Raw genomic sequence first — 24,075 nt, forward strand, 5'->3', positions numbered from 1 at the left:
TGCGTTCTTACTTTTCGCTCCAACAGACAAGCCAAGCCCCTGCGTTCTTACTTTTCGCTCCAACAGACAAGCCAAGCCCCTGCGTTCTTACTTTTCGCTCCAACAGACAAGCCAAGCCCCTGCGTTCTTACTTTTCGCTCCAACAGACAGGCTAAGCCCCTGCGTTCTTACTTTTTACCCCAACAGACAGGCTAAGCCCCTGCGTTATTACTTTTTGCTCCAACAGACAGGCTAAGCCCCTGCGTTATTACTTTTTGCTCCAACAGACAGGCTAAGCCACTACGTTATTACTTTTTACCCCACCAGCACAGGCTAGACTGCTGCGTTCTTACTTTCTACTCCAACAAGCAGACCAAGCCCTTGCATTATTACTTTTTACTCCGACAGACAGGCCAAGCCCCTGCGTTACTACCTTTCACTCCAACAGGCAGACTAAACTACTGCGTTATTACCTTTCACTCCAACATATAAACCCATCTGCTCCAATTACCCCTTCCGCCTCCGAGCAATCTCACGCAACTGCTCTACCGCCTCTGTCGGCGCCGTGTGCGAGCCGAGCATGGCGTGAAAAGGCTCCTCGCCGCGCCAGCCATGAAAGTCGGAACCGCCTGTCACGACGAGGCCGTGCTCTTGTGCCCACTTGCTGTAGCGCAGCTTTTGCAGCTCATCGTTGTCCGGATGGTTGACTTCGATGCCGTCCAGCCCGAAGACGATCAGCTCGCGCACAAGCTCGTCATCGTCATACAAACCTGGATGCGCCAGCACGGCCGCGCCGCCCGCCTCCTTGATCAGCGTGATCGCCTCCTGAGGCGAGATGCGCGGAGGATTGACGTAAGCCGCTCCCCCTTTGCCCAAATACTTGTCAAACGCCTCTTCGATTGTGGCCACGACGCCCAGCTCGATCAGCTCTTCGGCAATATGCGGGCGACCGATGTTTTTATCTGTGCCTTGCTTGCGGCGGTAGACGTTTTCCAGCGTAATCGAAATACCCAGCTCCTGCAGGCGGGCAATCAGCAACTCGTTGCGCTGGTGGCGCGTTTCTCGCAAGCCCACAAGTCGCTCTTGAAACGCCTGATCCTCATATGGAACAAAATAGCCTAACACGTGAATGTCTTGCCCGTTTCCTACCGAGCTTACTTCCACGCCCGGAATGATTTCCACCCCGAGCCTCGCTCCCGCTTCGATCGCTTCTGCCACGCCCGCCACTGTATCGTGGTCGGTAATCGCCAGAGCGGCAAGTCCCGCTTCTTTCGCCAGGCGCACGTTTTCCGCAGGTTCGCAGGTCCCGTCCGACGCCTTCGTATGTGTATGTAAGTCTGCTTGCAACAGCATATTTTCTCCACTCCTTCTTTTCTTTTTCTTCAAGTCTGAAATCTGCCCACCGCACATAGGATGGTAGCAAACCCGAATTTCTCACAGGTTGAGCCGAGGAGGATGTCCATGCGGTTAAAAAACAAGACCCTGACCGGTGTCGTGCAGCCACTCTCCTATGTCGACAAAATGCTCAGACAGCAGGGGTTTCACCGATCAGGCGGGGACGGCATGCCCACGTACGATGTCGTCATGTACGATTCTGCCAGCAGCAGCACGTATTTCCTGCGCATTCCCACCAATTTTACCACCTCGTCCACTGGAAAAGGCGAGATGACAGTCAAGCTGGGCCATCCGTATCTGGAAGCAAAATTTTATATGAACACCTCTGAAGAGATTTTTTTCATCCCCAAATCCGTTCGGGAAGCAGCCGAGCATAAATTGGCCGAAATTGCCGATTATCTCTCTTCTTCGTCTGGTCCATCCTGAACCGTGCTCCACAACCATCTGTTGGCACAAAACCGATAGGTCACTCTCTTTTCTTTTACCAGTCCGACGAGATAGCCCATGAAAGCCGTCCGAAACAAGGCGTAGCTTCCGGCGTTTTCTATGGAAATGTGCAAGCGTTCACACAGGAGGGCGAGAGCGTCTTCTACTCCGCGCTCCTCTCTTAAAATGTCTTCGATGACAGCGTAAATCCGTTCATGCCATTCCATATTTTTGTGCACCGCACCTTGAGAGGAGGTGGTGTACGCTCCGTGACCTGGCAAATATCCTGTGCATGTGGTCGCGAGGAGCTTGTGCAAACTGTTCATCGTCTCATGCGCATCCACAAGAAACGGCAATTTGTGCTTTTCCAATACTTCTTCACCCAAATAGCTGTCGGCTGCAAAGCATATGTCGTCGCAGATCAGACCGACCTGCTGATAGCTGTGCCCCGGCAGAGAAAGGATCGTAAAAGGCACACCGTCGATTGCAATCGTTCCTTCTAATGGAAGAAGGTGGTCCACCCGGGAAGCTTGCGCCAGCAAAAACTTGTTTTTCAAATCGGCAAGAGGTTCTGCTCCCATGTTCAAGTAGATGGGTTCCAGAATCGGATAGCGAATGATCGCTTCTTCCAGCGGTGGTGCGTATACTTTGGCTTCGGGCCAGCATCCGAGCAGGTAGGCGTTTCCTCCGAAGTGGTCGGCATGAGCGTGTGTTTGAATGATCGCGCACAAGGGCTGGGCTATCGCGTCCAGCCCTTTTTTGATTTTCTTCGCCGTTTGCGCCTCCAGCCCGGAATCAATCAGGATGGCCCCGCTCTCCCCTATCACCAACCCGATGTTTACGTGACCGGGAAAATAGCCGACCCGCTCCGTAATCATTTGCGGTGTATGTGTAGACACAATGTTCGCCCCTCATTTCATCCTTTTCCTATTTATTTTCTCCAAAAACTTTGCTTCCCCTGCCCTGGTTCTTCCGGTTTGTTTTGCGCGTACAGATGCGAGCTGTTGTCTTTTCCTGTAAAAAACCGGCAAGACAGGAAAGGCTCGCAACCGTTCTTTGCTCCGCTCTGCGCGCAAAGTGTGCAGCGGGCCAACGATGGTATAGGGCGGGTGCGGACGCCCGATCCCGCTGAACATGTGTGTCGTGGCTGCGACGGCGACGATTGTCAGCAGCGAAAAGGCGGTGCGCACAAGTCCGATCGTATGCAGCGAGCAGGCCACGATCAGACCGTCAATCACCAGGATCAGCAAAGCCACAGGCAGACGAAAGCGCCGGGCCAAAAATTGCGCTACCAGATCCGTTCCTCCGGTATTCGTTTCGAAGGCGAGCATCAAGCCTACTCCCATGCCGATCAGCAAGCCCCCCGTTACAGACGAAATCGCCATAGACCAACTGTTGAAATCGCGCAAATCGGACAGGACATCGATCAAAAAGGCTGAGATCAGCATCCCGTGAAAACTGTGAAAAAACAGCCGACGATCGTAAAAAAACACGATGACATACACCGGAATACTGACGACAATCATGATTATCCCGGGCGGCCACTGCATGTAATACGTCGCCAACAGCCCGATCCCGATCATCCCTCCGTCCATGAGGCGGTGCGGCACCAAAAACAGATTGACGCCAATGGCAACCAGTACGCTCCCCATGACGATCGCCACGCTTTTTTGCAGCCAGTACACACGCCTCCCCTCCCTCGGACAACTGCTCGTTTATGTGTATGAATCGAGGGATTCCCGTATGTCCGGACAATGTGCAAAATGCGCCCGGGCAAATCGGAACGTTTTGACTCTTCGGTTGACCTATTGGTATACTTACCTGTAACAAGGAAGTTACGAATGTTTATTCCTTTTGGTTCGTACATTTAAAATACAATTAGCGTAACGGAGGTGAATTCTCCACCTTTCGCACCGCGGAAGGCTGGAGGTGCGCTTGGAGAGTCCGATAGGGGAGATTACGCTGAATCTGCTGCTCGTGGTGTTTTTGGTCCTTTTGAACGGCTTCTTCGTCGCAGCAGAATTCTCGCTGGTTAAAGTTCGCCAAACTCGTTTGGCCCAGCTCGTCAGTGAAGGCAACAACAAGCGTGCCCACTACGCGCAAAAGGTCACCCGGGAGCTCGACGCCTATTTGTCTGCCTGCCAGCTCGGCATCACGCTGGCATCGCTTGGATTAGGCTGGGTTGGTGAGCCTGCAATCGCCCATTACGTCGAACCCATGATGGCATACTTTCAATTCCCGCCGTATATGGTAGGCCCTGTTTCTCTTGCCATCGCGTTTGCTATCATTACGTTTTTGCACATCGTTTTCGGAGAGCTTGCTCCCAAATCGCTCGCGATTCAAAAAGCGGAAGCGACTTCGCTCTGGACAGCTGCTCCGCTCATGTTTTTCTACAAGCTCAGCTACCCGCTCATCTGGTTTTTGAACGGAGCGGCCAACCTCTTCATCCGCCGCTTGGGCATCGAGCCTGCTACGGAGAGCGACCCGGCCCACACGGAGGAAGAAATACGCTTGCTGGTCAATCAGAGCCATAAGAGCGGCCACATCGACCAGACAGAAATGGCCCTGGTGGACAACGTCTTTGATTTTTCCGAACGACTTGCCCGGGAAATTATGATCCCGCGCATCGACATGATTTGCTTGTACGATGACAACACGTTTGACGAAAATTTGCAAATCATCCGGGAATCCCGCCACTCACGCTTCCCTGTCGCCCATGAAGACAAAGACAGGCTGATTGGCTTCGTGCACACTTCCGACTTTTTCCTGTCGGCGCTGACAACCGGGAAAGCCGAGTTAAACGATTTCCTTCGTCCCCTGCTTACGGTGCCAGAGTCCATGGAAATCAGCCATGTGCTGCGGCTCATGCAAAAGCGCCGCTCGCAAATCGCGATCGTCATCGACGAGTATGGCGGCACAGCAGGGATTTTGACCATGGAAGACATCCTGGAGGAAATTGTCGGCGACATTCAGGATGAATTTGACGAAAATGAACGGCCTGAAATTGAAGAAAGTGCGAGCAATGCCCTCTCGGTTTCTGGAAAAACACTCTTGAGCGAGTTGAACGATTTTCTGACGATCGAGATCGTCTCCGATGAGGTCGATACGATTGCCGGCTGGCTCTACAGCCAACTGAACGAAGAAGTGGCATCAGGCAAAGCCGTCATGTACGAAGGCTATCTGTTTACAATTAGCGAGTTGGAAAATCACCGGATCACACGCGTGGCGATCACCCATCTGGATGAGGAAGAATCGGCCGCACTTCCGGAGGACACGATTTTGCTGCACGCCCAGTCATAGCGAACAACATTTGGCAAGTGTCCCCTTCAAGCCAGGGGGCACTTCTTGTTTCCACAGTCAGACCGTTGACAAAGAAGCTGTTTTTTCGAGGTGCCTACATGAACTATGCGTTACTAGACAACAAACCCATCCTGTTGCAGCCTGACACTTACAACCGCATACCGTTTTGGCGCATGGCAGCCCGACAGGACAAGGTTCGCTGTCCGGCCTGCGGCTCCCCGTTGCGCCTGGTTGCGGGCATCAGCTTTGAGCCTTATTTCGCGCATTCGCTGGAAACGGACTGTCCGCTTTTGCCGCAAAACAGTCCTGCCACTTTTGAGTGGCTGCAAGCGTTGGACGAGACGGCAGCGGCGGCGCTCCACCCTATCGTCACTGGCACCGCTGCTGTCGCCAGCACTGACGCAGCTGTAGAGCATACGCCAGCGGATGCAGATGGTACAAGCTCTGCAACTGGCGCACCAGCTGACAATTCGCTCGGCCGCGCGACGGAAAAAGCATCCTGCGAAGACGATCGCACGGAAACGGAAACGGAAACGGAAACCGACACCACAACGATCGGTTCCTTTCGCCTCCCGAAAAAACGGACGATTGGCAGCAGCGTCACACCAGCTCCGCCTCCGCCAAAGCCCCCGGTCTTTCGCAAGCGCTTCATGCCGAAAAAGACGATCGCGCACTTGGCGGAGCAACAGCTTGACCAACCGCTCCACCCTACGCAGCAGCAGGCTGTGCATGCGACAGATGGGCCGCTTTTGATTCTCGCCGGAGCCGGCAGCGGCAAGACCCGCGTGATGACAGCGCGCACCGCCCACCTGATCAAAGATCTCGGTGTGGAGCCAAACCGGATCATGGTCGTGACCTTTACCACGAAAGCCGCGGAAGAAATCCGTCTGCGCATTGCCAGACAGCTTCCGTCCGGTCAGGCCCGCGAGCTGATTGCCGGAACGTTTCACAGTATTTTTTACCGCATGCTCTTGCACCATCAGCCGAACAATTGGGATCAGCAGCGGCTTTTGAAAAAAGACTGGCAAAAGTGGCGGCTCCTGCGCGAAACCGGGTCGCTGCTCGGACACGACGAGCTGGCTGCCTTAAAAGAAACTGACATCACCGAAGCGCTCGGCATCGTCAGCCGCTGGAAAAACGAATACATCCTCCCGCGTGAGGTTGCCTACCGCGAACTGGCGACCGATGCGGAAAAGCGGGCGGCACAGTTGTATCCGCTCTACGAGGAAGCGAAGAAAAAGCACCAATGGTTTGATTTCGACGACATGCTGCTCGGCTGCTACGAGCTTTTGCGCGACAATCAAAACTTGCTGCAGCGCTACCAGGAGCGGATTACCCACGTCATGATCGACGAGTTTCAAGATATTAACCGCATCCAGTACGAGACGGTCAAGCTGCTGTGCGCACCGCAAAACAACCTGTGCGTCATTGGCGATGACGATCAGTCGATCTACGGCTTTCGCGGCAGTGATCCCCAGTACATATTGGGCTTCACCAAAGATTTTCCCCAAGCCTCTACGATTACACTGGAAGTGAACTACCGCTCTCACTCTTCCATCGTCAGTCTCGGCTATTCGCTCATCGGCCACAATCGCGCCCGCTGGGACAAGGCGTGCCGTTCGTTCCACCGCGAGGAAGGCGACACGTTTTTGTTTGAACCGGACGACGAAGAAGAGCAGGCATCCCGGATCGTGGATGAAATCATCCATCGGCGCGAGCAAGGAACGGCTTTAGGCGAATGCGCCATCCTCTACCGGACAAACGAGTCGACGCGCCCGCTTTTGGAGCGGTTGAGCGAGGCGGGCATCCCGTTTCACTACACCCAGGAGGAAGAGTCGTTTTACCAGCGTCAGACGGTTCGCTGGACTTTGCACTACTTGCGGCTGGCGCTCAATCCGGACGACACGGATGCGCTCAGGGAAATCTTGCCGACGCTGTACATTTCCGGCGAGACATGGAATGCCGTGCGCAGCCAGTCCATTTTGGAGGACAAGCCCGTTTTGCATATCCTCCCGCACCTGACACAGCTCAAACCGTACCAGCGCAAGCATATGCAAGTGATCAACGACATTCTCGCCGCCTGCAAGGATTGCCCCCCTGCCCAGGCGCTGGAACTGATTTACGAAGACGGAAAGCTGCGCGACTACTTGAAAAAGCGGGCCCGTGACCGGGAAGATGGCCGGGAACGCTGGAGCGACGAGCTGCAGCAAATTCTCGCCGCCGCCAAGCGGCACGCCACGATCGGCGACTTTTTGGCTTACATCGAGCAGATGACGCGACAAGAAAAAGAGTGGCGCAATATGCGGCCACTCCCGGACGAAGCTGTTCACGTATTAAGCATTCATCGGGCAAAAGGGCTGGAGTACGACCATGTCTTCCTGCCAGACCTGGTGGAAGGCGCTCTCCCTCACGAGTACACGCTGGATGAACTGCGCAAAGGGCAGACGACCGCCATCGAAGAAGAACGCCGTCTCCTATACGTTGCGATTACCCGTGCCCGGCGCAGTTTGTGTATCGGTATCCCCCGGGAGCGCTTCGGCCGGAAGACCCGCCCCTCCCGCTTCGTCTCCGAAATGGGCAGGTAAATACTGAAAGCCGCCGCCCATGTAAATCAAAAATTCTTCCATGTTTGTAATCAACGGAAACATAAAAAGGCTCCCTTCGTCGCATTTTTGTATAGTATGCGAGCGGAGGGAGCCTGTTATTCGTTTAGCCGCCGATGATGCTGTAGCCAGCGTCTACGTGCAAAATTTCGCCGGTGATGCCGCGGGAGAGATTGCTGAACAAGAAGAGGGCCGTGTCGCCTACCTCTGTCTGGTCAATCGTGCGACGCAGCGGAGCTTTTTCTTCGATTTCTTTCAGGACCGCATTGAAATTGCGGATGCCTTTTGCCGCCAGCGTACGGATCGGGCCAGCAGAAATCGCGTTCACGCGGATGTTCTCTTTGCCGAGGTCGTTCGCGAGGTAGCGTACAGATGCGTCCAGCGCCGCTTTTGCCACGCCCATGACGTTGTAGTTTTGCACCACGCGCTCGCCACCCAGGTAAGTCATGGTCACGATGCTTCCGCCTTCTGTCATCAGCGGACGAGCAGCACGCGCTACCGCTACCAGCGAGAACGCGCTGATATCCTGTGCCAATGCGTATCCGTCACGGGAAGTGTTGACGAATTCGCCTTCCAGCTCCTCTGTTTTGGCAAACGCGATGCAGTGTGCCAAGCCGTGAATGACGCCCACTTTTTCCCGGATCGTCGCGAATGCTGCTTCCACTTCTTCATCCTTGGTCACGTCGCAGTTCACCAGCAAAGATTCCTTGCCCAATTTGGCAGACAGCTCTGCTACGTTTTCGCGCAGGCGATCTCCCTGATAGGTGAAAATCAGGTTCGCTCCCGCGTTGTGCAAAGATTGGGCAATGCCCCAAGCGATGCTGCGGTGGTTCGCTACACCCATGATTACGATATTTTTGCCTTGCAACAGTGTATTCATTATGTATTCGCCCCTTCCCAAGCTATTCCCCGCCATTATAACCGATCTTGTCCTTCGTTACGAGAGGGGCGCGTGAAAAGAGCAGGAAACGCTTCGTTTCGACATCGGCTTCATCGGCTTAGGCGAACTACTCGGTCGCCGCCGAAGACTCGCTCGGGGTGGGAACGAACGTCCCCCACGCTTCGTCAAAAGGATTCAGGGAAGTTCCCATGACCGGGAACTCGCTCGCCGCCTGCGCGGTTTCGTCGACTTGATTACGATTTTGTTCATTCATGCTCACCAAGGCTCCTTTGCGTCAATCTGTCATGCCATTCTGTTCATTAGGCTGGCAAGGAGCGCCCTGGTTTATGCATGAAGATGATTCGCGTGCAAGTAAGCAGACAACACCATATAGACCAGGACGGAACCAAAAAAGTAGACACCGTATTCCGCTCGCCTCGCCTGCACAATGTATGGCACCAGATGACTGGCCGACACGTACAGGAAAATTCCCGTGGTCATCGCAAGCATCACATCCGACCAGTTCGGCGGAAAAATACGCTCGGCAACTCCGAAGCTGCAAGCTCCGACAATCGTGGCAATCCCCAGGGAGGTCGCGGCCCAGAGCGCTTTTTTCCGCGAGTTTGTAGCCGCGAGCATCAAGGAAGCGACCGTGACCCCGTCCGGTATTTTGTGCAGCAGCATAGCCAAAAGGACGGACATGCCTACCTCCGAATCCACCGTCAAGCTTGCCACAAGCGACACACCTTCGACAAAGGCGTGCAGCAAAAATCCGCCTACGACACCGATGATGCTTGTCGAACCGATTTCTCCTCCGGCTTTCCCGAGCAATTCCAGGGCAAACATCGCCGCAAAACCGACGAGCACAAACGGCATCATCCGCATATTCGCGCCCTGGAGCACATGCGGCATCAAGTCCAGAAACGTAATCGCCAAAAGCAGGCCCGCTCCGGCGCTGATCATGGCGAACAATGCCTTTTGCGACCAGACGCGCAGACAAAGCAACAGTCCGCCCACGCAGCTTGCCAGCGCGGCCGCAAGCAAAACTACCCAAAAGACAGGTTGCATCATCCAGTCCTCTCCTCATCCCGCATGAGTATGGGACGTGTATTCCCTCCATATGTACGCGCCTGTCCGGGCCATTATGAGTGGAAGCAGCCATTTCGTCCTGCTCGCGACTCTGTGACAAAAAACAACGGTCTGTCCAAATCAGACGAAATGCCACTACTTTTTAGAACCTTTGTCGATTCTCTCTTACCCGGAAAAAAATGGTGCTATAATGAGTCCACCGGGAATACCCAGGGGAAAAAGGAGTGATTCGGGATGGATGTACAAGTTTGGATGGCTTCGAAAGAGGTAGCTGATCGCCTTGACGTGCACGTTCGTACGCTGCGCAACTGGCTGGACTTGTTCGTACCTGTCAAGGAACGTCTGAAAAATCCGCAGGGTCACTATTTGATCAGTGAAGCAGGCTTCGCCCTGCTGCGAGAAGTAAAAGAGCGCAAAGATAGCGGAAACAGCTCCCTGAAAGAAATTCAGCGACAGCTCATAGATGAAGGCCGTTTGTCGGAAGAAATGCTGGCAGTCGAGGAGTGCGCCAGCGCGGAAGAAACGGCTGTAGCTTTCAGTGCGGGCACCCAGGTGGAGTCCGGCATGCGGGAAATGGAGCTTGCCGTCCACGAGACGCTGGTGAAGTTTCAGCAGGAACTGACGCAACTGTCGTCTTTGAACAGCATGCAATCGACCATTTTGCAAAAGATCGCGGATATCGAGGAAATGCAGGAATCATTGCGCCTGGAGATGCGCCGCGTCACATTTGAAATGGATTTGATGCAGCAGCGCCTGACTCGTCGCAAGGAGCGCTACGCCCGTCACGAGCCGCGCTGGTCGTTGAATCCGTTCCGCTGGTTTACCCGCTCCGACCGCGCCGCCGAGCAGTAACAAGTGGAAAAAAACGACAATTTGGCGAAGTGACAGGAAGCGGTAGTGTCCCGGTCTTTCCATATGATAGAATTAGACTATACGATGTGACTGAAAATCAGGACTATTTACATTCTATCGACAAAGGACTGGGGCTTTCGTTGTGAGAAAATTGCATATTACTTCAGTAAAGCCGGGAGATATCATTGCCAAAAGCATTTTTCAGGAAAACGGAAACGTCCTCTTAGGTCTGGGTGTACAACTGACTGAACGCTACATTGAACGTCTCAAACAATTGGGGATTGATACGCTCTACATTCAGGACAAGCGCACCGAAGACATCATACCCGAAGACACGATCCGCGACGAGACGCGCAAAGAAGCCGTCGATACCGTCTACAAAACAATGACGACGCTGATGGATCAGCCGCAGATCAAGCGCCGCACATCCCTTCCTGATTTCGGGAGCACCTTTCAAAAGGTGTTCCGGGAAATTATGCAGGACTTGAGCAGCCGCAAAGACGTTTTGGTCAATTTGTCCAATCTTCATGTCATGGACGGCTATTTTTTTCACCACGCCGTCAACGTTGCTGTGCTCGCAGGAGTCGTCGGTCTGGCCAAAGGCTACAACCAGCAGCAAATGATGGAGCTGGGGATTGGCGCTCTGCTGTTCGACATCGGAATGACGCAGGTGCCAAAGGAACTGTGGAGCTTGCGCAAGGAACTGACCGTCGAAGAACGGCAGCGCCTGCAATACCACACGGAAGACGGCTTCAACATTTTGCGCAGCCAGCACAATATTTCTGTCGTATCCGCGCACTGTGCGCTGCAACACCACGAGCGCTACAACGGGACAGGCTACCCCCGTCAGCTCTGTGAAAAAAACATCCACGAATACGCGCGGATTGTCGCGATCGCGGATGTGTACGATGCGCTGATCTCCCCGCGTCCTTTTCGCAAAAGCTACTCGCCGAGCGATGCGACCGAGTATTTGTTTGCTTCGGGGAACACGTATTTTGACCTCGACCTGCTCAAATTGTTCTTGCAGCATGTCGCGATTTTTCCGATCTCCTCTACCGTCTTGCTCAGTTCCGGGCATACAGGGGTCGTCTCGCGGGTCAATCCGCTCGCGGTCAATCGGCCGATCATTCGCATCCTGACCAACGAGGACGGCTCAGAGGTCGCTTCTCCTTTTGAGATCAACCTGTACGACAAAGACTGGATGAGCGTGACCATCGTCAAAACGCTATAGATACGTTGTTATAAAAAAGCAGCCTCTTCGCTGGAAGAAGGCTGCTCTTTTCTTTTATATGGGCAACTATTCGTTCAACAGACGGAACACTTGCTCGACGTCTTTGTCGCCTCGACCCGAGAGATTGACGATCAAAATCTGCTCCCGCGAAAGCGTCGGGGCGAGCTTGAGGGCATGGGCAATTGCATGGGCGCTCTCCAGCGCTGGGATGATGCCTTCCGCCTTGGACAGCTCCTGAAAAGCTGCCAGCACCTCTTCGTTCGTCACTGTGTAGTATTCGGCTCGTCCGCTCGTTTTGAGCTGACTGTGCTCCGGGCCGATTCCCGGGTAATCCAGACCGGCTGCAATCGAGTACGTCTTCTTCGGTTCCCCTTGTTCATCGAGCAGCACCAGACATTTGAACCCGTGCAGCACTGCCGGAACCCCTTCGTTCAAAGTCGGTGCCTGATCAGGCTCGACGCCGATCAAGCGCACGGAAGGCTCGTCGATGTAATGCGCGAACGCACCGATTGCGTTGCTTCCGCCACCTACCGCAGCGATCACGGCATCAGGCAGGCGACCTTCCTTCTCCAAAATTTGGCGCTTGGATTCCTCGCTGATGATCGCCTGGAAGTGCTTGACCATCGTCGGGAATGGATGCGGCCCTACAGCGGAGCCCAACAAGTAAAACGTATTTTCGTAGTTTTCCACGAGGTCGTTCAGCGCTTCATCGACGGCGTCCTTCAGTCGGCCTTGTCCTTTGGACACCCCGATGACTTTTGCCCCCAAAAGCTCCATCCGAAACACGTTCAAGGACTGGCGCTTCATGTCCTCTGCACCCATGTAAATGATGCATTCCATGCCGAACATCGCGCAAGCTGTGGCGGTAGCTACACCGTGCTGCCCCGCGCCAGTCTCCGCGATAATGCGATGCGCGCCCATGCGCTTTGCCAACAGGATTTGCCCGATGACGTTGTTGATTTTATGTGCACCTGTATGGTTCAAATCTTCGCGTTTCAAGTAGATTTTCGCGCCGCCGAGCTTTTCTGTCAGCTGACGGGCGTAGGTCAGCGGATTTTCCCTCCCCACGTATTCTTTCAGGTAATACTTGAACTCTTCGTTAAATTCGGGATCGTCCTTGTACTTCTCAAACTGCTCCGCCAAATAATCCAGCACTTCCTGAAGCTGCGGCGGCACAAAGCTTCCGCCAAATTCGCCAAAGTATCCTTTTTTCGTCTGTTCTGTCAATGACATGCTCATCTCTCCTCAGCTAAAACTAGACTCTTCTAATTTTTTCAATCATATAAGATAGAAAGCGGATTTGTCAATGAATGTAAAGTTTATTCTGAAACTTCCTTTTCACAAAAAACGGGGAGCACAAACGCGCTGCTTCCCGCTTCATTCCTCCCGCTTGTCAACTCGCTTTTCCTTTTGAGCGCTGCCTGTACCCTAACAGCAATACCGCCAAAACCAACACCGCTTTGACCAAAAAAGCCAGCCCCGGATACGGATCGACCCAGGCCCGAACCGTTTCCTCCGTCAAAATCATATTGGCCGCGGCGAGTGCGAGCACACCCGAGCCGAAGTAGACGAGCCAAGCAAACCGCTCCATCACGCGAAGGATCAGCTGGCTGCCAAAGACCATCAGAGGGACGCTGATGAGTAGCCCGATGACAATCAGCAAAATGTTTCCCTGGGCTGCGCCCGCGATCGCAAGCACGTTGTCCAGCCCCATCATGATATCCGCGACCACGATTGTTTTCACGGCAGAAACCAGATCCTCGCTGGCATCAATGTCGTCCTGATCGTCTCCCTCGCGCAACAAATTGTAGCTGATCCACAATAAAATCGTCCCGCCAATCAAATACAAATAAGGAATTTTCAACAGGTACACAGCGAGAATCGTCGCAATTACCCGCACGATGACAGCCAACGTCGTTCCCCAAACGATCGCCTTTTTCTGCTGCTCGGCAGGCAGCCTGCGGCAAGCAATCGCGATGACGACTGCGTTGTCTCCGCTGAGGACGATGTTGATGGTGATAATCAGCAAGAGCGAAGAAAAGAAGTCAGGATCAACCAAGGATAGTTCCTCCGTTTCGGTTTACTCGGTTCTGCTACTGCCATGAACAGCTTGTCCGGGCTTGTTGTCACTCCGCGATTTCAGTATGATGGTAACGAGGAGGGTTGTCGAAATGTCGAAACAATTCGTTATTGAAGCGATTATGTTGGCTATCTACGGGGAGTTGATGGTCCCATCGCAACCGGTAGAATATCTGATACCCGCGTCGACAATCTATGAATTGGACGAATTTATCCAGAGTCCTGAGCCAATCATGCCCTACTCCGGTGACGATCAGTATGTGCGCCGGATCATGCAGGAAATGAGCCAGTTTTTTGCCGATCCATTCAATCGCAAACGACTGGAAAAAGGACTGATTGCCCCTTGGTCGAAAGTTCCTTTTGCCTTTCCGAACGGCGTTACGCTGACCGTCATCAAGGTAGAGGACAATGCCATGTGGGGAGAAATATTTGATCCTGTCGAGACGCAGCTTTTGCTGACGTCCGTACGCTTTGAAGTCCCGCTGCTCACAGACCAGCCCGATTTTCAGGATCGGATTTTGGAATATATCGTGCCTGTTCAATTTTACGATGTGGATGATTTTGATTTCGCCCTGGAGCAAGGCATTTCGCTCAACGACTTGCGCGAGCCGTAATGCGCCAAAAAACAGACGAACAGACTGACGAGCCTTTTCGCTTGTTGGTCTGTTCGTTTTCTATTATGGCTGTTTCTCCTAAGAAAAATTGCTCGCTTGGCAAACCGGGCACGAAGATGGAAAAAATGCCGCCCAACAGGTTTGTCCATGGTACAATATGGGTAAAGACATAGGAAAGTGGTCCGGGGAGGAATTGTATAGATGGAACTGACAAAGCGAAACAGCGGCACAGATTGGGAGGGGGAAGCTGCAACGGCCCAATCGATCTTGTTTAAAATGGGAAGTGAGTATTACGGGCTGTCCATCGCGCTGGTGCGCGAAATCATCAAGCCATTGCCGATCACCCGTTTCCCCAAATCGCCTGAGTATGTAGAAGGCGTCATTGACCTGCGCGGACGAATTTTGCCGATCGTCAACCTGCGCAAAATGTTTGGCCTGGAGCCGCTGGAACAAACAGACGACACCCGCTTTGTCGACTTGCAGCTGGAAGGGCTGAACATCGGGATCATCGTCGATGCGGTATCCGAAGTCATGAACATTCCGCAGCACCTGATCGAACCGGCTCCCCCTATCGTGGCGGGTGTCGAGGGCAAGTATTTGCAAGGCATTGCCCGTCTAGATGACAAGCTGATCATGCTGCTGAATATCGATGAAATTTTTGGTCAGTGGAAAAAATAAGCAGACATTTATGGCTGAAGGAAACCAGTACACGTCGTTGGTACTGGTTTTTTGCTGACTCTGTTCCTTTTTGCCGAGGATGTCACGCCAGGAAACTTGAGCGCGACCTGGTTCGTACTAGCTGTTGAGATTTTTTGCATACGGAGCGTGATTTTCGATGCTTGCTCACCCGCTTTTCCCGCTGGCTCGTGCCATCCCGCTTGCTTTGAGCAGCGGACAATACTCGGCGCTGTATGACATGTGCAGCAGCGCTTTTCGGGACGAGGTTAGCAGGGAAGAATTTATTTCCTTCGCCGCCGATTTTCATCGCGATCTGGAATGCTACGAGGAACAGCCACTGTCTGTCGTGCCGCTGAATGCGATGACGCGCTTCGTCTGGACGGCTTGCGACGGACAAAAGGGCTTGTCTGCCGCCATCGATGCAGACGGGATCATTCACGGGCTGCGCCTTTCCCACCTGACGTCTCATCCCGACACAGACCAGGCTTGCAGCCGCCATCTGTACCGCCTGCCTTTTCAGGGAACGTGGTTTACTTTTTGGGGCGGGAAAAACGAACTGATCAACTATCACTACGCCTACGACAACCAGCGTTACGCCTACGACTTTTTGATCATGAAAGAAGGGCGCTCCTGTCACGGCGATCCTGCTGTCAACGAGAGCTATTACGCTTTTGATCAGCCCATCGTGGCTCCGTGCGTCGGAAAAGTGGTCAAGGTCGCAAGCGATGTGCCGGACAACGCGCCAGTCGGCGTGATGAACGAGGAACAGCCTGCGGGAAACTTCGTCGAGATCGATCACGGGCAGGGCGAGTTCAGCCTGCTCGCCCATCTGAAGCAGCATTCCATCACGGTCAAGCCCGGCGACATCGTGTCGGCAGGAGAAATCATCGGACGTTGCGGCAACTCTGGCAACTCCAGCGAGCCTCACTTGCATTTTCAAGTGTCGAATGCCGTGAACTTGTACACGGCGATTTCCATCCCGATTCGCTTTTCGGAAAAGGAACCGATCATCCAGGGCATGTTCGTCGGCAGCTGAATCGCCCCGCTCCTTCGCCCCTAGCATCGCTCAACCGACCGCTCAAACAAAAGCAGGACGGGAGCCATCTGCCCCCGTCCTTTTCTGTCGTTACTCCCTGCCTCCGCTTGCCAAGTACGCATAATTGACCCATACCATTTCCTCAATCCCTAAAATCTCTTTGAAAAGATCGACTGAGTCGTACAATAGTGAAGCCCCGGTCTCATCGTCTACGTCTGTCAGCAGTTGCAAGTCGAACAGCGAGCGCAGCTGCTGCACCTGTTTGGGGCCCGCGATCCGGTTGAAGGATTGCGGTTTGATGCGGGTAATTCCCTTCCCTACCTCTCGCCGATACAACTCCGAACGCACAACCCGGTCCAGTATGTCTTCATACTTTTGCCGAACGTCCTCGCTGTCTGTAATTCTTTCCTGCAGGTCAATCTCCGGATAAAGTCTGCCGAACTCCGCCTCTGCCATCTCCACATCCAGTGAATAGCTGATCGTCGCCGAAGAGACCTCGAAGCCAGCATCGAACAGACGAAACCCCCAGCCATTGTCTTCTGCATCATGAAACCAAAGCAGCGGCACGAATTGCTTCGACAGTGTAAGCAAAAAATCAAGCGTCGAGGAGGTTTCAATCCATTCATCCTGCAGGAAAAATGCGTTCCAGTCGCCATTGATGTTTCTGTGGAAGTACGGTTGCGAAGACTTGGACAAGGCAATCAGCACTTTCGGTTCGTATTTGCGTGGATAAAGAATGCCGGTCGTGAACTCACCCATCCGTTTTCCACCGCTTTCTGGAAAGCTTTCCCCTGGTCCTTTTCTTAGTCTATTCAGGTACCGCTCGTTTTTTGCTGTGATCTTTATCAAACGTGCTCGTATGAATCACGGTATGCACGGCTCCTTCTGGCAAAAGCTCCGAACGGTACAGATAGACATGCCGTACTTTCCAGCGCGGCGAATCGGGAGCCAAAAACCGCTCGTTCCAGTCCATGAGCGGCAGTCCTTCGCTTCCTGCCTGCGGCCCGCGGGCAAGCGTGATGTGCGGCCGATAGCGCTTGCGGTCATACGCCACGCCCTCATGCAGCTCAAAACGTCTGGCGAGCAAGAGATGCAACTGCTTCAGCGGATTCGTTTGCCCGCGCAGTCCGAGCCACAAGACGCGAGGATGCTGGGCGTGCGGGAATGCGCCAAAGCCGCCGATGCGCAAGGTGAACGGCTCGATAATCGCGCTGACGATGTCCATGTCCTCGCAAACAGCCGGGACAAGCCGCTCGTCCACCTCTCCGAGAAAATGCAGAGTCAGGTGCAGATTGTGCAGCGGCTGCCATCTGTCTGCCATCACTTCCGGCTTGAGCCGTTCTTGGACAGCGGAAATATATTGAACCGCTTCTTCTGGAATATCCAATGCCACGAACAAACGCATAGACGTCTTTTCGTCCTCCTTTTGACTGCCTTCTTGCCTCAACGAAAAATAGCCCTCCTGTGACGGAGAGCCATTTTACCATCTACGCCGCTTTAGGCAGCCATCATCTTTCCGGTTACGATGCCCAAAACGCTGCGCACATATTCGCCCAGTCGTCCAGAGCCAGGTTGATAGGTGAAGCGAAGTGTCAGCTCGACGTGCCCGACATGCCCCGCCGGAGGTATGTTCCAGAACAGGTCAGCTTCGCCGTACAAAATTTCCTCAATCCGCAGTTTCTTGCCCTCGATGTCCAGTTCCGGATCATGAGACAGCGAGAATTTCATCATGATGGAAAATGAATCTTTTTTTACTCCGCCCCGCAAGTTTAGTTTGCCGTGGATCGCGACGAGTCCCGCTTCCCCCCACAAGTTGTACTCCAGCAAAGCCTGGCATTGAGGCTGCACCTGCAATTCAAGCGCAGGCAGACCTCCCTCAATCGTTAGTGCATGACGCTTTGCCAATTGTTCGATCTCCCCTTGAAAACGGTGAGCGCAATCGGAAACAGCCTGGAACAAATCGGGCTCTACAGCGTACATCGTCGTCACCTCTCCCCAACGGATTATCTGCTTTATTACTTCGTACTTCCCCTTGTCGTATCCTTTGTTGAAAAATGACTTATTTACCCTTATTTCATCGAAGGGCAAAAGATTCCTATGAAAATGCTATTTCACAATGTTGCAACATTTACTGATACGGAACAGGCATGCCCGGAAACGCTTTCACGAACAGGGTTTGCAGATGCGCCTGTACATTTTCGTCCAGCTCCAAATGATAGAGTACGCCATTTTCATAGCGCAAAAGCGGATACGCGCCCAGACCGAGCGCAGAAACTTCTTTTGTCTCCACATATTCCGGCAGCGTCAACAGGAAGCGGGAAAACGGATTGGCGTCCTCCTCTGCCATGTGGATGACCTCAAACAAGTGCCCAAGCCCTGGGGTGACAATCAGATCGAGCAGTTCGCCGCGCTCCGCCACCCATACGGTAAACGCGGACTCCCGCACCTCGCTGCGCGCGTGTCTGCGCATCACCCAGACAGCCTGGCGAACGGTGCTCATCAGCAGGTGCTGGGCGCCTTCTTCGCCATGTACGGCCTGCATCCGTCTGTAGTCGAGGACAAAAGCCAGCCCTTCTTCCGTGAAAACCGTGTCGGGAAAAGACAGTGCCGCGATGCTTCGCATTTCTTCCTCGCGCACCTGCGCTTCCTGCGGGATCGTCTCGACTTTCCCATCAAAAAGGGAACGAATCATTTCCCGGGTGCGCTCGACTTCTCCTGCGGAAAAAAAGATGGACTCGGAGTAAATATGCGTCAGCTCGCCTTCCCCGTAAGCCAAATAGTGCAGGAGCGTACAAGGCTGTTCCAGCATTCGCAACGCCATTCCCCGCTGCTCCGCCAATTGGATGTCAAAAGTGAGCGGAAAGCCGAGCGGCTGGAGCGGATCAGACAGCGTCCAGATCACGCCCAAAAGCTTGCCTTGATACGTCTTGAACTCAACAGAGACAGCATCCCGCGTCTGCTCGACAAAAGCGTCCACCGATTCAAACACCAGGTACAGCTCGACCTCTCCTGTTCCGTTCATGCGGGCAAAATAAGGCAGCCCCGCTTCGCTGGCGAGCTGGTACAAGTCGAAAAAATCGTGCTTATCGAGAACCTCGCCCTGCGTCTCCTTGACGGGAGAGCGCAGAGCCGGGTCCGGGGCAAGCACGGGATTGAACTCCTCATTCATCTGGCTGCTCCCCCTGCTTTTCCCATGGCTGCATCAGCGGCCAGCCGTCCATCTGCTTGAGCAGCGAACGATCCGTGGCATCGATATGGACAGGCGTGACGGCGATGTAATCATGCTTCACCAGGTCGTAGTCATACGGCTCTGCAATCGGCATCACCTGCGGGTACTCCCGCATCAAAAAATATCCTTCTGCTGCTTCGCTGTACTTGTCCTCATAATGATGCAGCGAAAGCGTCGCCGGAACAATCCCTTTGACTTGCGCAAGCGGGACGTGCGGAATGTTGATATTCCAGAAAACTTCTGGCGCCAATTCACCTTTTCCGGCTCGCTCCGCAAAATCTTTCACGAGCGGCGCGATCATCTGTACGACGTCGCCGTAATTTTCCTGGTCGTACCAGTTGTCATAGGACAGGGCAACGCCGGGAACTCCCAAAATAACCGCTTCTCTGGCCCCGCTGCATGTGCCGGAGTAATATATGTCGCGCCCCAAATTCGTCCCTACGTTGATTCCCGAGAACACGATATCGGGCTTTTCTTCTGCCGCAAACAGCAAATGATAGGCGGCTTTCACGCAGTCGGCGGGATTGCCGTTCACCGCCCACGCTTTGACGGGAAGACCGTAAAAGTCGCGTTTTTCCGTTGCCAGTGGCGTGCGATAGGTCACCCCGTGGCCAACGCCGCTTTTTTCCTCATCGGGAGCCACCACAAAGATTTCTGCCTGGTCCAGTACGAGCAGCGCTTCCACCAGCCGCTTGATGCCCAATGCCTCGATGCCGTCATCATTCGTAACTAAAATTCGCAACATAAGATCTCCTCCTTCATCGTGGCGCCTAGTCGCATTTGCTTCACACTTCCTTTTATTGTACTTTAGAAAGCTTTGCCAAGCCAAGCTTCCCGCCCGCAACTTGCGACACATCTGGACAATAAAAAAGACCCCAATGCGATTGGGGTCGTAATTAGTCGCCGACGATCTCTTTCCAGCGATCGCGCCAGGCGATCCCTTCGCGAATCCATTCTTCCACTTGCGCCTGCTTCTCCTGGGAAATGCCGATCAGGCAAGCGATGCGCGCGATTTCCTTCGTCTCCAGCGGCGACAGCTTCCGGTCAATCAGCGCCATATGGTACAGCTTGCGCATCATGACGAGCTTCTCGCTCTGGCTCAGGTCGACCATGTCTTCTACGATCACCTCGGGACGTTTGGGGTAATCGATGTCGTCCATGAGGATTTGCCGCTCTTTTAGCGTAAAATGTTCCGAATTGACAATGTCATGAATGCGGTCAACTTCCCGGGAACCTATATAACCGTCGGCATGCCCGACGCAAATCATCAAGCGCAAGGATGCAAACAAAATATGTTTGTCTTTTTCCGTTTTGGTATACAACGTGTCGTTCCTCCTCCGAACAAGTAATAAACAAACGATGATATATACATCTAATAATACGATAAAAAAGGAAAGCGGTTTCATATGAATGTGTGACAAATTTTTGCTTCTCTTTGGCTGGGAGGCGCGATTTCGCCACATTTTCGGGCGAAGTCGGCCATTCCCTATATGAACAAAGGCAGAGAATGCGATTATCGCCCAAAGACCGTCCGAAAATCGATCCAGCCGTACGCGTCCAGGCTGATTCCCGACAGACGAGGGTGTGCTTTCATCTCGACGCGATTGGCGTACAGGGGCACAAAAATATGATCAGCCATCAGCTTTTCCATCATCGTGCGCACAATCGTCTGACGCTCCTCTGTCAGCGTAGTTTGCCCCAAGCTGCGAATCAGCCGTTCCAGCTCCGCTTTGCCGTGTGCAGTCAGATGGTGCGTGATGCTCAAGGCTTCTGCCAGCAAAAACTCGACGAGCGACAGCTCCGTTCGCTCGTCCACATTGGCGCTGTCGACGACGAGATCAGCGTGTTGCAGCAAGGCAGGTAAAGCCAGTTCTTCCGGAGTGGCGTACTGAATCTCGATCGGAATGCCGTACGCTTTGGCCTTGTCCCGAATCCATTCGGCATCCTCGATGTGATCCGCGTCTGGATAAGTGTACAGGCTGAGCGTCTCTTTGCCGTAGCCTCTGGCATCTACCAGGCAGGCGATTTCCGCTGGATCGTCTGGAGTGGAGCCTGCCGTCTGCCGATATCCTCCCCATACCTCCGCCTGCTCCCTGCCGCCCTGCAACTCCTCCCTGAGCGCAGGGCCAGCCAAAAGCTCCGCAAGCAAGCTGCGAAAGGAAGCGTCCGCCAAAGGGCCTTTTTTGGCTGCATTCAAACTGACGTACTGAAAGCATTTCTCCTGACGGGCGACTTCGTTCCACGCAAGCTCTGCCTCCGCTTCCTGGAGCGAACTCGCTTTCGCCACAGTCAGCACGCTCTCATCTGCCCAGTCCGCTTGCCCCATGCCAGGGACGCACCAGATTTCAATTTTGTCCAAAAACGGCCGCCCGGCAAAATACGGCGCGAACGCCTCAAGGACAAGCATGGAATCGTCGTGGCGCACAACGCGAAACGGCCCTGTCCCTACCGGCAACCGCGAGAACTGCTCTCCCATCTGCTCGGTGTAGTCACGCGGGACAATCGACAGTTGTTCTTTGCTCAACGCTTGCAAGAACAGCTCATCCCGCTCTTTCAACTCAATCGTCACGACATAGTCATCACAGACGTTTACCGACTCGATAGAACGAGCCAGCCAGCGATGCTTGAACGATTGCTCCATCAGGCGCAGCAAGGAAAAACGGACGTCGTCAGCAGTCAGCAGGCGGCCATGGTGAAACAGCACGCCTTTTCGCAAGTAAAACGTCCAGCGCTTTCCGCTCTCGTCCGTCTCCCAATGAAAGGCCAACTGCGGCTCTATTCGCTTCGTGAGCGGATCAAACCGGACAAGCGTATCGAACAGATGCTTGACCAAATGCGTTTGCGAACGCAGCAAAACATGAATCGGGTCCAGTGCTTCAAACGGGCGATCGAGCAGCAAGCGCAATGTATCGACTCGGCTATTACTACCCTTTTCCCGCGTCACCCGCGCTCCAAACTGACTTTTCATCCAGAGTGAAAAATTTTGCGAAAAAGTCGGCCACGCCTCCCCGTATTGCTGCATCAGTTCCTGGGACGCGCGAATTTCCCCTGTTTGGGCAAGCTCCTTGGCTACAGACAGCAGCAAATCTGCCGGTTCCAAAAGGAGGGTCAGAACGGAATGATTCCCCCTGCCTCGTCCCGGCTGCCAGCCGAGCCAGCCGCGGGCTTGCATTTTTTTCAATGTCAATGTGGCATTGCGCAGCGTACAGCACAAAATCGCCGCGACTTCTGCCAGCGTGATCTCCAGCGGACGACCGACCGAAACGGTTGGCCTCAGCGCACATAAACGAAGATATTGTTCAACCAGTTGCATCTCATTTCACCGCCAATAAAAAACATGAAAAAATGATTCCCCTAATCGTACGCTTTTTCTGTGTCGTCCGCCAGCTTACAATTCGAAGAACCAACCACCAAGCCGGAACCTCCGGAGAAAGGACACACGTCTATGCATCTGCTCCCCGCTTCCTTCCGCAACTTTATCGCGGAATACCCTGCCTTGCTGTGGGTTCGTCTGTTCGGGGAAACGCTCACTTCCCTGTCCAGCACGATGATCGCGCCTTTTCTCGTCCTGTACTTGAGCGAAAACATCAGCGGCTCCGTCACACTCACCATGCTGGTGATCGGCTTGCAGCCGTTTTCCGAGATTTTGCTGACCTTGTTCGCGGGCGGATTGACTGACCGGATTCGGCGCAAAACGATGCTGCTCGTTGCCTTGCTGATTCAAGGCTTCGCCATGCTCGGGATGGCTTTTGCCGATTCTATCGCCGCTTTTGCCGTCCTGTACGTGCTCAACGGCGCTGGCCGCTCCCTGTTCATCCCGGCAAGCCGCGCCCATCTGGCCGATACGATCCCGCCTGGGCAAATGGCAAGTGCTTTTGCTCTGTTGAATACGTCCTCAAGCATTGGGGCGGCAATCGGGCCACTCCTTGGCGTGATTCTCTACAAGTACAATCCGGCGATGGCTTTTCTGTTTACCGCGATCTCGCTTTTCGTTTACGCGGCGGCGGTCTTGTGGAAAATCCCGCAAACGCCGTTGCCGGAATGGGCGGAAGCAGCTCACGAGAAAGCGCCACGCTTCAGTAGAGGAGCATGGAAGGCATACCGCCCGGCATTGGCGATCATGACGCTTTCACTGCCGATCAGTCTGTTCTATGCGCAAACCGAAACAAATTTGCAGCTGCACATGAAAAATACGCTGCCCGACTATTTGCAAGCTCTCGCCTTGCTCATCGCTGTGAAGGGGATTTTGCTCATCATGTTTGAATTTCTGCTCGTCAAGTGGACACAGCACATGCCCGCTCGCTGGCTCATCACCGCATCATACGGCTGCTTCTTCCTCGTCGCTCTCGGTTATGCCTACATCGATTCCTTGCCGCTTCTGCTCGCCATGCAAGTGCTGCTCGTCATCGGCGAAAGCGTCGGCTTGACCCAACTGCTCGCTTTTGTCACGCGGATTGCGCCATCCTCGATGCGCGGCCGATATTTTGCCATCACCGGGACACACTGGGATATTTCCCGCATGTGCGGCCCGTATTTGGGCAGTCTGGTCTTGCTGCACTACGGCGGCACGCTGCTGTTCACGATCGTCGCTGGCATCCTGGTCATTGGAGCGTTCGCCATGCACCGCTATTTGACCGCCAAAGAAAAAACCTTCCCGCTCGCGCAGGAAGGCTGATGAAAAGCG

24 protein-coding genes are annotated in these 24,075 nt (G+C 53.9%); 9 read left to right on the plus strand and 15 right to left on the minus strand.

What is annotated here, in order from left to right; all coding sequences use genetic code 11:
• Positions 1 to 486: 486 nt before the first annotated feature.
• Positions 487 to 1,332, minus strand: coding sequence for a PHP domain-containing protein (locus NST23_RS18970; protein WP_122964834.1), 846 nt, complete (start codon positions 1,330 to 1,332; stop codon positions 487 to 489).
• 108 nt (positions 1,333 to 1,440) lie between these two features.
• Between NST23_RS18970 and NST23_RS18975 the strand changes: the two genes are divergently transcribed.
• Positions 1,441 to 1,800, plus strand: coding sequence for a hypothetical protein (locus NST23_RS18975; protein WP_122964833.1), 360 nt, complete (start codon positions 1,441 to 1,443; stop codon positions 1,798 to 1,800).
• Here NST23_RS18975 and NST23_RS18980 read toward each other — a convergent pair.
• Entirely contained in the window at positions 1,770 to 2,678 is a 909-nt protein-coding gene (locus NST23_RS18980) for an MBL fold metallo-hydrolase (protein ID WP_122964832.1), read from the minus strand. The two genes, NST23_RS18975 and NST23_RS18980, sit on opposite strands and share 31 nt — an antisense overlap.
• Positions 2,679 to 2,711: 33 nt before the next feature.
• Positions 2,712 to 3,485, minus strand: a complete 774-nt coding sequence (locus NST23_RS18985; RefSeq protein ID WP_281868022.1) for a YitT family protein — start codon at positions 3,483 to 3,485, stop codon at positions 2,712 to 2,714.
• Between the two features lie 244 nt (positions 3,486 to 3,729).
• Here NST23_RS18985 and NST23_RS18990 point away from each other — a divergent pair, with 244 nt between their 5' ends.
• Complete coding sequence (locus NST23_RS18990) at positions 3,730 to 5,100, plus strand: hemolysin family protein (RefSeq protein ID WP_122964830.1); 1,371 nt, start codon at positions 3,730 to 3,732, stop codon at positions 5,098 to 5,100.
• Between the two features lie 98 nt (positions 5,101 to 5,198).
• Entirely contained in the window at positions 5,199 to 7,685 is a 2,487-nt protein-coding gene (locus tag NST23_RS18995; protein WP_340964388.1) for a UvrD-helicase domain-containing protein, read from the plus strand.
• A 124-nt stretch (positions 7,686 to 7,809) separates the two neighbouring features.
• Here the strand turns inward: NST23_RS18995 and fabI are convergent, their stop codons facing one another.
• The 3 genes from fabI to NST23_RS19010 all read right to left on the minus strand — a co-directional run bounded on the left by fabI (position 7,810) and on the right by NST23_RS19010 (position 9,654).
• On the minus strand, positions 7,810 to 8,583 hold the full coding sequence (gene fabI / locus NST23_RS19000) for an enoyl-ACP reductase FabI (protein ID WP_063230109.1): 774 nt from the start codon (positions 8,581 to 8,583) through the stop codon (positions 7,810 to 7,812).
• Between the two features lie 127 nt (positions 8,584 to 8,710).
• Positions 8,711 to 8,857, minus strand: coding sequence for a hypothetical protein (locus NST23_RS19005; protein WP_167470312.1), 147 nt, complete (start codon positions 8,855 to 8,857; stop codon positions 8,711 to 8,713).
• A gap of 71 nt (positions 8,858 to 8,928) precedes the next feature.
• Positions 8,929 to 9,654 (minus strand): ZIP family metal transporter, encoded by a 726-nt coding sequence (locus NST23_RS19010; RefSeq protein ID WP_217023072.1) that lies wholly within the window; start codon positions 9,652 to 9,654, stop codon positions 8,929 to 8,931.
• A 252-nt stretch (positions 9,655 to 9,906) separates the two neighbouring features.
• Between NST23_RS19010 and NST23_RS19015 the strand changes: the two genes are divergently transcribed.
• Both NST23_RS19015 and NST23_RS19020 read left to right on the plus strand, forming a co-directional pair.
• A complete protein-coding gene (locus NST23_RS19015) occupies positions 9,907 to 10,524 on the plus strand; it encodes a MerR family transcriptional regulator (RefSeq protein WP_122964828.1) in 618 nt (205 codons plus the stop codon).
• Positions 10,525 to 10,666: 142 nt separating this feature from the next.
• On the plus strand, positions 10,667 to 11,755 hold the full coding sequence (locus NST23_RS19020; protein ID WP_173597778.1) for an HD-GYP domain-containing protein: 1,089 nt from the start codon (positions 10,667 to 10,669) through the stop codon (positions 11,753 to 11,755).
• A 66-nt stretch (positions 11,756 to 11,821) separates the two neighbouring features.
• On the opposite strand, the gene trpB is transcribed toward NST23_RS19020, so the two are convergent.
• Together trpB and NST23_RS19030 are read right to left on the minus strand one after the other, a co-directional pair.
• On the minus strand, positions 11,822 to 12,988 hold the full coding sequence (trpB, locus tag NST23_RS19025) for a tryptophan synthase subunit beta (RefSeq protein ID WP_063230105.1): 1,167 nt from the start codon (positions 12,986 to 12,988) through the stop codon (positions 11,822 to 11,824).
• 160 nt (positions 12,989 to 13,148) lie between these two features.
• Complete coding sequence (locus NST23_RS19030) at positions 13,149 to 13,814, minus strand: TerC family protein (RefSeq protein WP_122964825.1); 666 nt, start codon at positions 13,812 to 13,814, stop codon at positions 13,149 to 13,151.
• A 112-nt stretch (positions 13,815 to 13,926) separates the two neighbouring features.
• On the opposite strand from NST23_RS19030, the gene NST23_RS19035 reads away from it, so the two are divergent.
• From NST23_RS19035 to NST23_RS19045, 3 genes are all read left to right on the plus strand, one after another.
• Positions 13,927 to 14,448: an ADP-heptose synthase gene (locus NST23_RS19035; RefSeq protein WP_122964824.1), complete on the plus strand. Its 522-nt coding sequence runs from the start codon at positions 13,927 to 13,929 to the stop codon at positions 14,446 to 14,448.
• A gap of 201 nt (positions 14,449 to 14,649) precedes the next feature.
• A complete protein-coding gene (locus NST23_RS19040; RefSeq protein ID WP_173599608.1) occupies positions 14,650 to 15,126 on the plus strand; it encodes a chemotaxis protein CheW in 477 nt (158 codons plus the stop codon).
• Between the two features lie 157 nt (positions 15,127 to 15,283).
• Positions 15,284 to 16,162, plus strand: a complete 879-nt coding sequence (locus NST23_RS19045; protein WP_173599607.1) for a M23 family metallopeptidase — start codon at positions 15,284 to 15,286, stop codon at positions 16,160 to 16,162.
• A gap of 90 nt (positions 16,163 to 16,252) precedes the next feature.
• On the opposite strand, the gene NST23_RS19050 is transcribed toward NST23_RS19045, so the two are convergent.
• From NST23_RS19050 to NST23_RS19080, 7 genes are all read right to left on the minus strand, one after another.
• Positions 16,253 to 16,921, minus strand: a complete 669-nt coding sequence (locus NST23_RS19050) for a hypothetical protein (protein ID WP_122964821.1) — start codon at positions 16,919 to 16,921, stop codon at positions 16,253 to 16,255.
• Positions 16,922 to 16,970: 49 nt separating this feature from the next.
• Positions 16,971 to 17,567: an RNA 2',3'-cyclic phosphodiesterase gene (gene thpR / locus NST23_RS19055; protein WP_280649038.1), complete on the minus strand. Its 597-nt coding sequence runs from the start codon at positions 17,565 to 17,567 to the stop codon at positions 16,971 to 16,973.
• Positions 17,568 to 17,659: 92 nt separating this feature from the next.
• Positions 17,660 to 18,142, minus strand: coding sequence for a hypothetical protein (locus tag NST23_RS19060; RefSeq protein ID WP_063230099.1), 483 nt, complete (start codon positions 18,140 to 18,142; stop codon positions 17,660 to 17,662).
• Positions 18,143 to 18,290: 148 nt separating this feature from the next.
• Positions 18,291 to 19,331, minus strand: coding sequence for a hypothetical protein (locus NST23_RS19065; RefSeq protein WP_287102421.1), 1,041 nt, complete (start codon positions 19,329 to 19,331; stop codon positions 18,291 to 18,293).
• On the minus strand, positions 19,324 to 20,136 hold the full coding sequence (gene surE / locus NST23_RS19070) for a 5'/3'-nucleotidase SurE (protein WP_122964819.1): 813 nt from the start codon (positions 20,134 to 20,136) through the stop codon (positions 19,324 to 19,326). Before surE ends, NST23_RS19065 begins: the two co-directional genes overlap by 8 nt.
• Before the next feature lie 151 nt (positions 20,137 to 20,287).
• Positions 20,288 to 20,713 carry a TerB family tellurite resistance protein gene (locus tag NST23_RS19075; RefSeq protein ID WP_063230096.1) on the minus strand — a complete coding sequence of 142 codons (426 nt, stop codon included), beginning with the start codon at positions 20,711 to 20,713 and terminating at the stop codon, positions 20,288 to 20,290.
• A gap of 191 nt (positions 20,714 to 20,904) precedes the next feature.
• Entirely contained in the window at positions 20,905 to 22,704 is a 1,800-nt protein-coding gene (locus NST23_RS19080; RefSeq protein ID WP_173597780.1) for an SgrR family transcriptional regulator, read from the minus strand.
• 132 nt (positions 22,705 to 22,836) lie between these two features.
• On the opposite strand from NST23_RS19080, the gene NST23_RS19085 reads away from it, so the two are divergent.
• Positions 22,837 to 24,066 (plus strand): MDR family MFS transporter, encoded by a 1,230-nt coding sequence (locus NST23_RS19085; protein WP_173597781.1) that lies wholly within the window; start codon positions 22,837 to 22,839, stop codon positions 24,064 to 24,066.
• The last annotated feature ends 9 nt before the right edge of the window (positions 24,067 to 24,075 follow it).

The organism is Brevibacillus sp. FSL K6-0770 (assembly GCF_038000275.1).
GTDB lineage: Bacteria > Bacillota > Bacilli > Brevibacillales > Brevibacillaceae > Brevibacillus > Brevibacillus parabrevis.

Bases quoted from the DNA above. Each gene is read 5' to 3' on its own strand.
- NST23_RS18970 (WP_122964834.1), bottom strand. From the start codon at position 1,332: ATGCTGTTGCAAGCAGACTTACATACACATACGAAGGCGTCGGACGGG.
- NST23_RS18975 (WP_122964833.1), top strand. From the start codon at position 1,441: ATGCGGTTAAAAAACAAGACCCTGACCGGTGTCGTGCAGCCACTCTCC.
- NST23_RS18980 (WP_122964832.1), bottom strand. From the start codon at position 2,678: ATGATTACGGAGCGGGTCGGCTATTTTCCCGGTCACGTAAACATCGGG.
- NST23_RS18995 (WP_340964388.1), top strand. From the start codon at position 5,199: ATGAACTATGCGTTACTAGACAACAAACCCATCCTGTTGCAGCCTGAC.
- fabI (WP_063230109.1), bottom strand. From the start codon at position 8,583: ATGAATACACTGTTGCAAGGCAAAAATATCGTAATCATGGGTGTAGCG.
- NST23_RS19005 (WP_167470312.1), bottom strand. From the start codon at position 8,857: ATGAATGAACAAAATCGTAATCAAGTCGACGAAACCGCGCAGGCGGCG.
- NST23_RS19010 (WP_217023072.1), bottom strand. From the start codon at position 9,654: ATGATGCAACCTGTCTTTTGGGTAGTTTTGCTTGCGGCCGCGCTGGCA.
- NST23_RS19015 (WP_122964828.1), top strand. From the start codon at position 9,907: ATGGATGTACAAGTTTGGATGGCTTCGAAAGAGGTAGCTGATCGCCTT.
- trpB (WP_063230105.1), bottom strand. From the start codon at position 12,988: ATGTCATTGACAGAACAGACGAAAAAAGGATACTTTGGCGAATTTGGC.
- NST23_RS19035 (WP_122964824.1), top strand. From the start codon at position 13,927: ATGTCGAAACAATTCGTTATTGAAGCGATTATGTTGGCTATCTACGGG.
- NST23_RS19040 (WP_173599608.1), top strand. From the start codon at position 14,650: ATGGAACTGACAAAGCGAAACAGCGGCACAGATTGGGAGGGGGAAGCT.
- NST23_RS19045 (WP_173599607.1), top strand. From the start codon at position 15,284: ATGCTTGCTCACCCGCTTTTCCCGCTGGCTCGTGCCATCCCGCTTGCT.
- NST23_RS19050 (WP_122964821.1), bottom strand. From the start codon at position 16,921: ATGGGTGAGTTCACGACCGGCATTCTTTATCCACGCAAATACGAACCG.
- thpR (WP_280649038.1), bottom strand. From the start codon at position 17,567: ATGCGTTTGTTCGTGGCATTGGATATTCCAGAAGAAGCGGTTCAATAT.
- NST23_RS19060 (WP_063230099.1), bottom strand. From the start codon at position 18,142: ATGTACGCTGTAGAGCCCGATTTGTTCCAGGCTGTTTCCGATTGCGCT.
- NST23_RS19065 (WP_287102421.1), bottom strand. From the start codon at position 19,331: ATGAATGAGGAGTTCAATCCCGTGCTTGCCCCGGACCCGGCTCTGCGC.
- surE (WP_122964819.1), bottom strand. From the start codon at position 20,136: ATGTTGCGAATTTTAGTTACGAATGATGACGGCATCGAGGCATTGGGC.
- NST23_RS19080 (WP_173597780.1), bottom strand. From the start codon at position 22,704: ATGCAACTGGTTGAACAATATCTTCGTTTATGTGCGCTGAGGCCAACC.
- NST23_RS19085 (WP_173597781.1), top strand. From the start codon at position 22,837: ATGCATCTGCTCCCCGCTTCCTTCCGCAACTTTATCGCGGAATACCCT.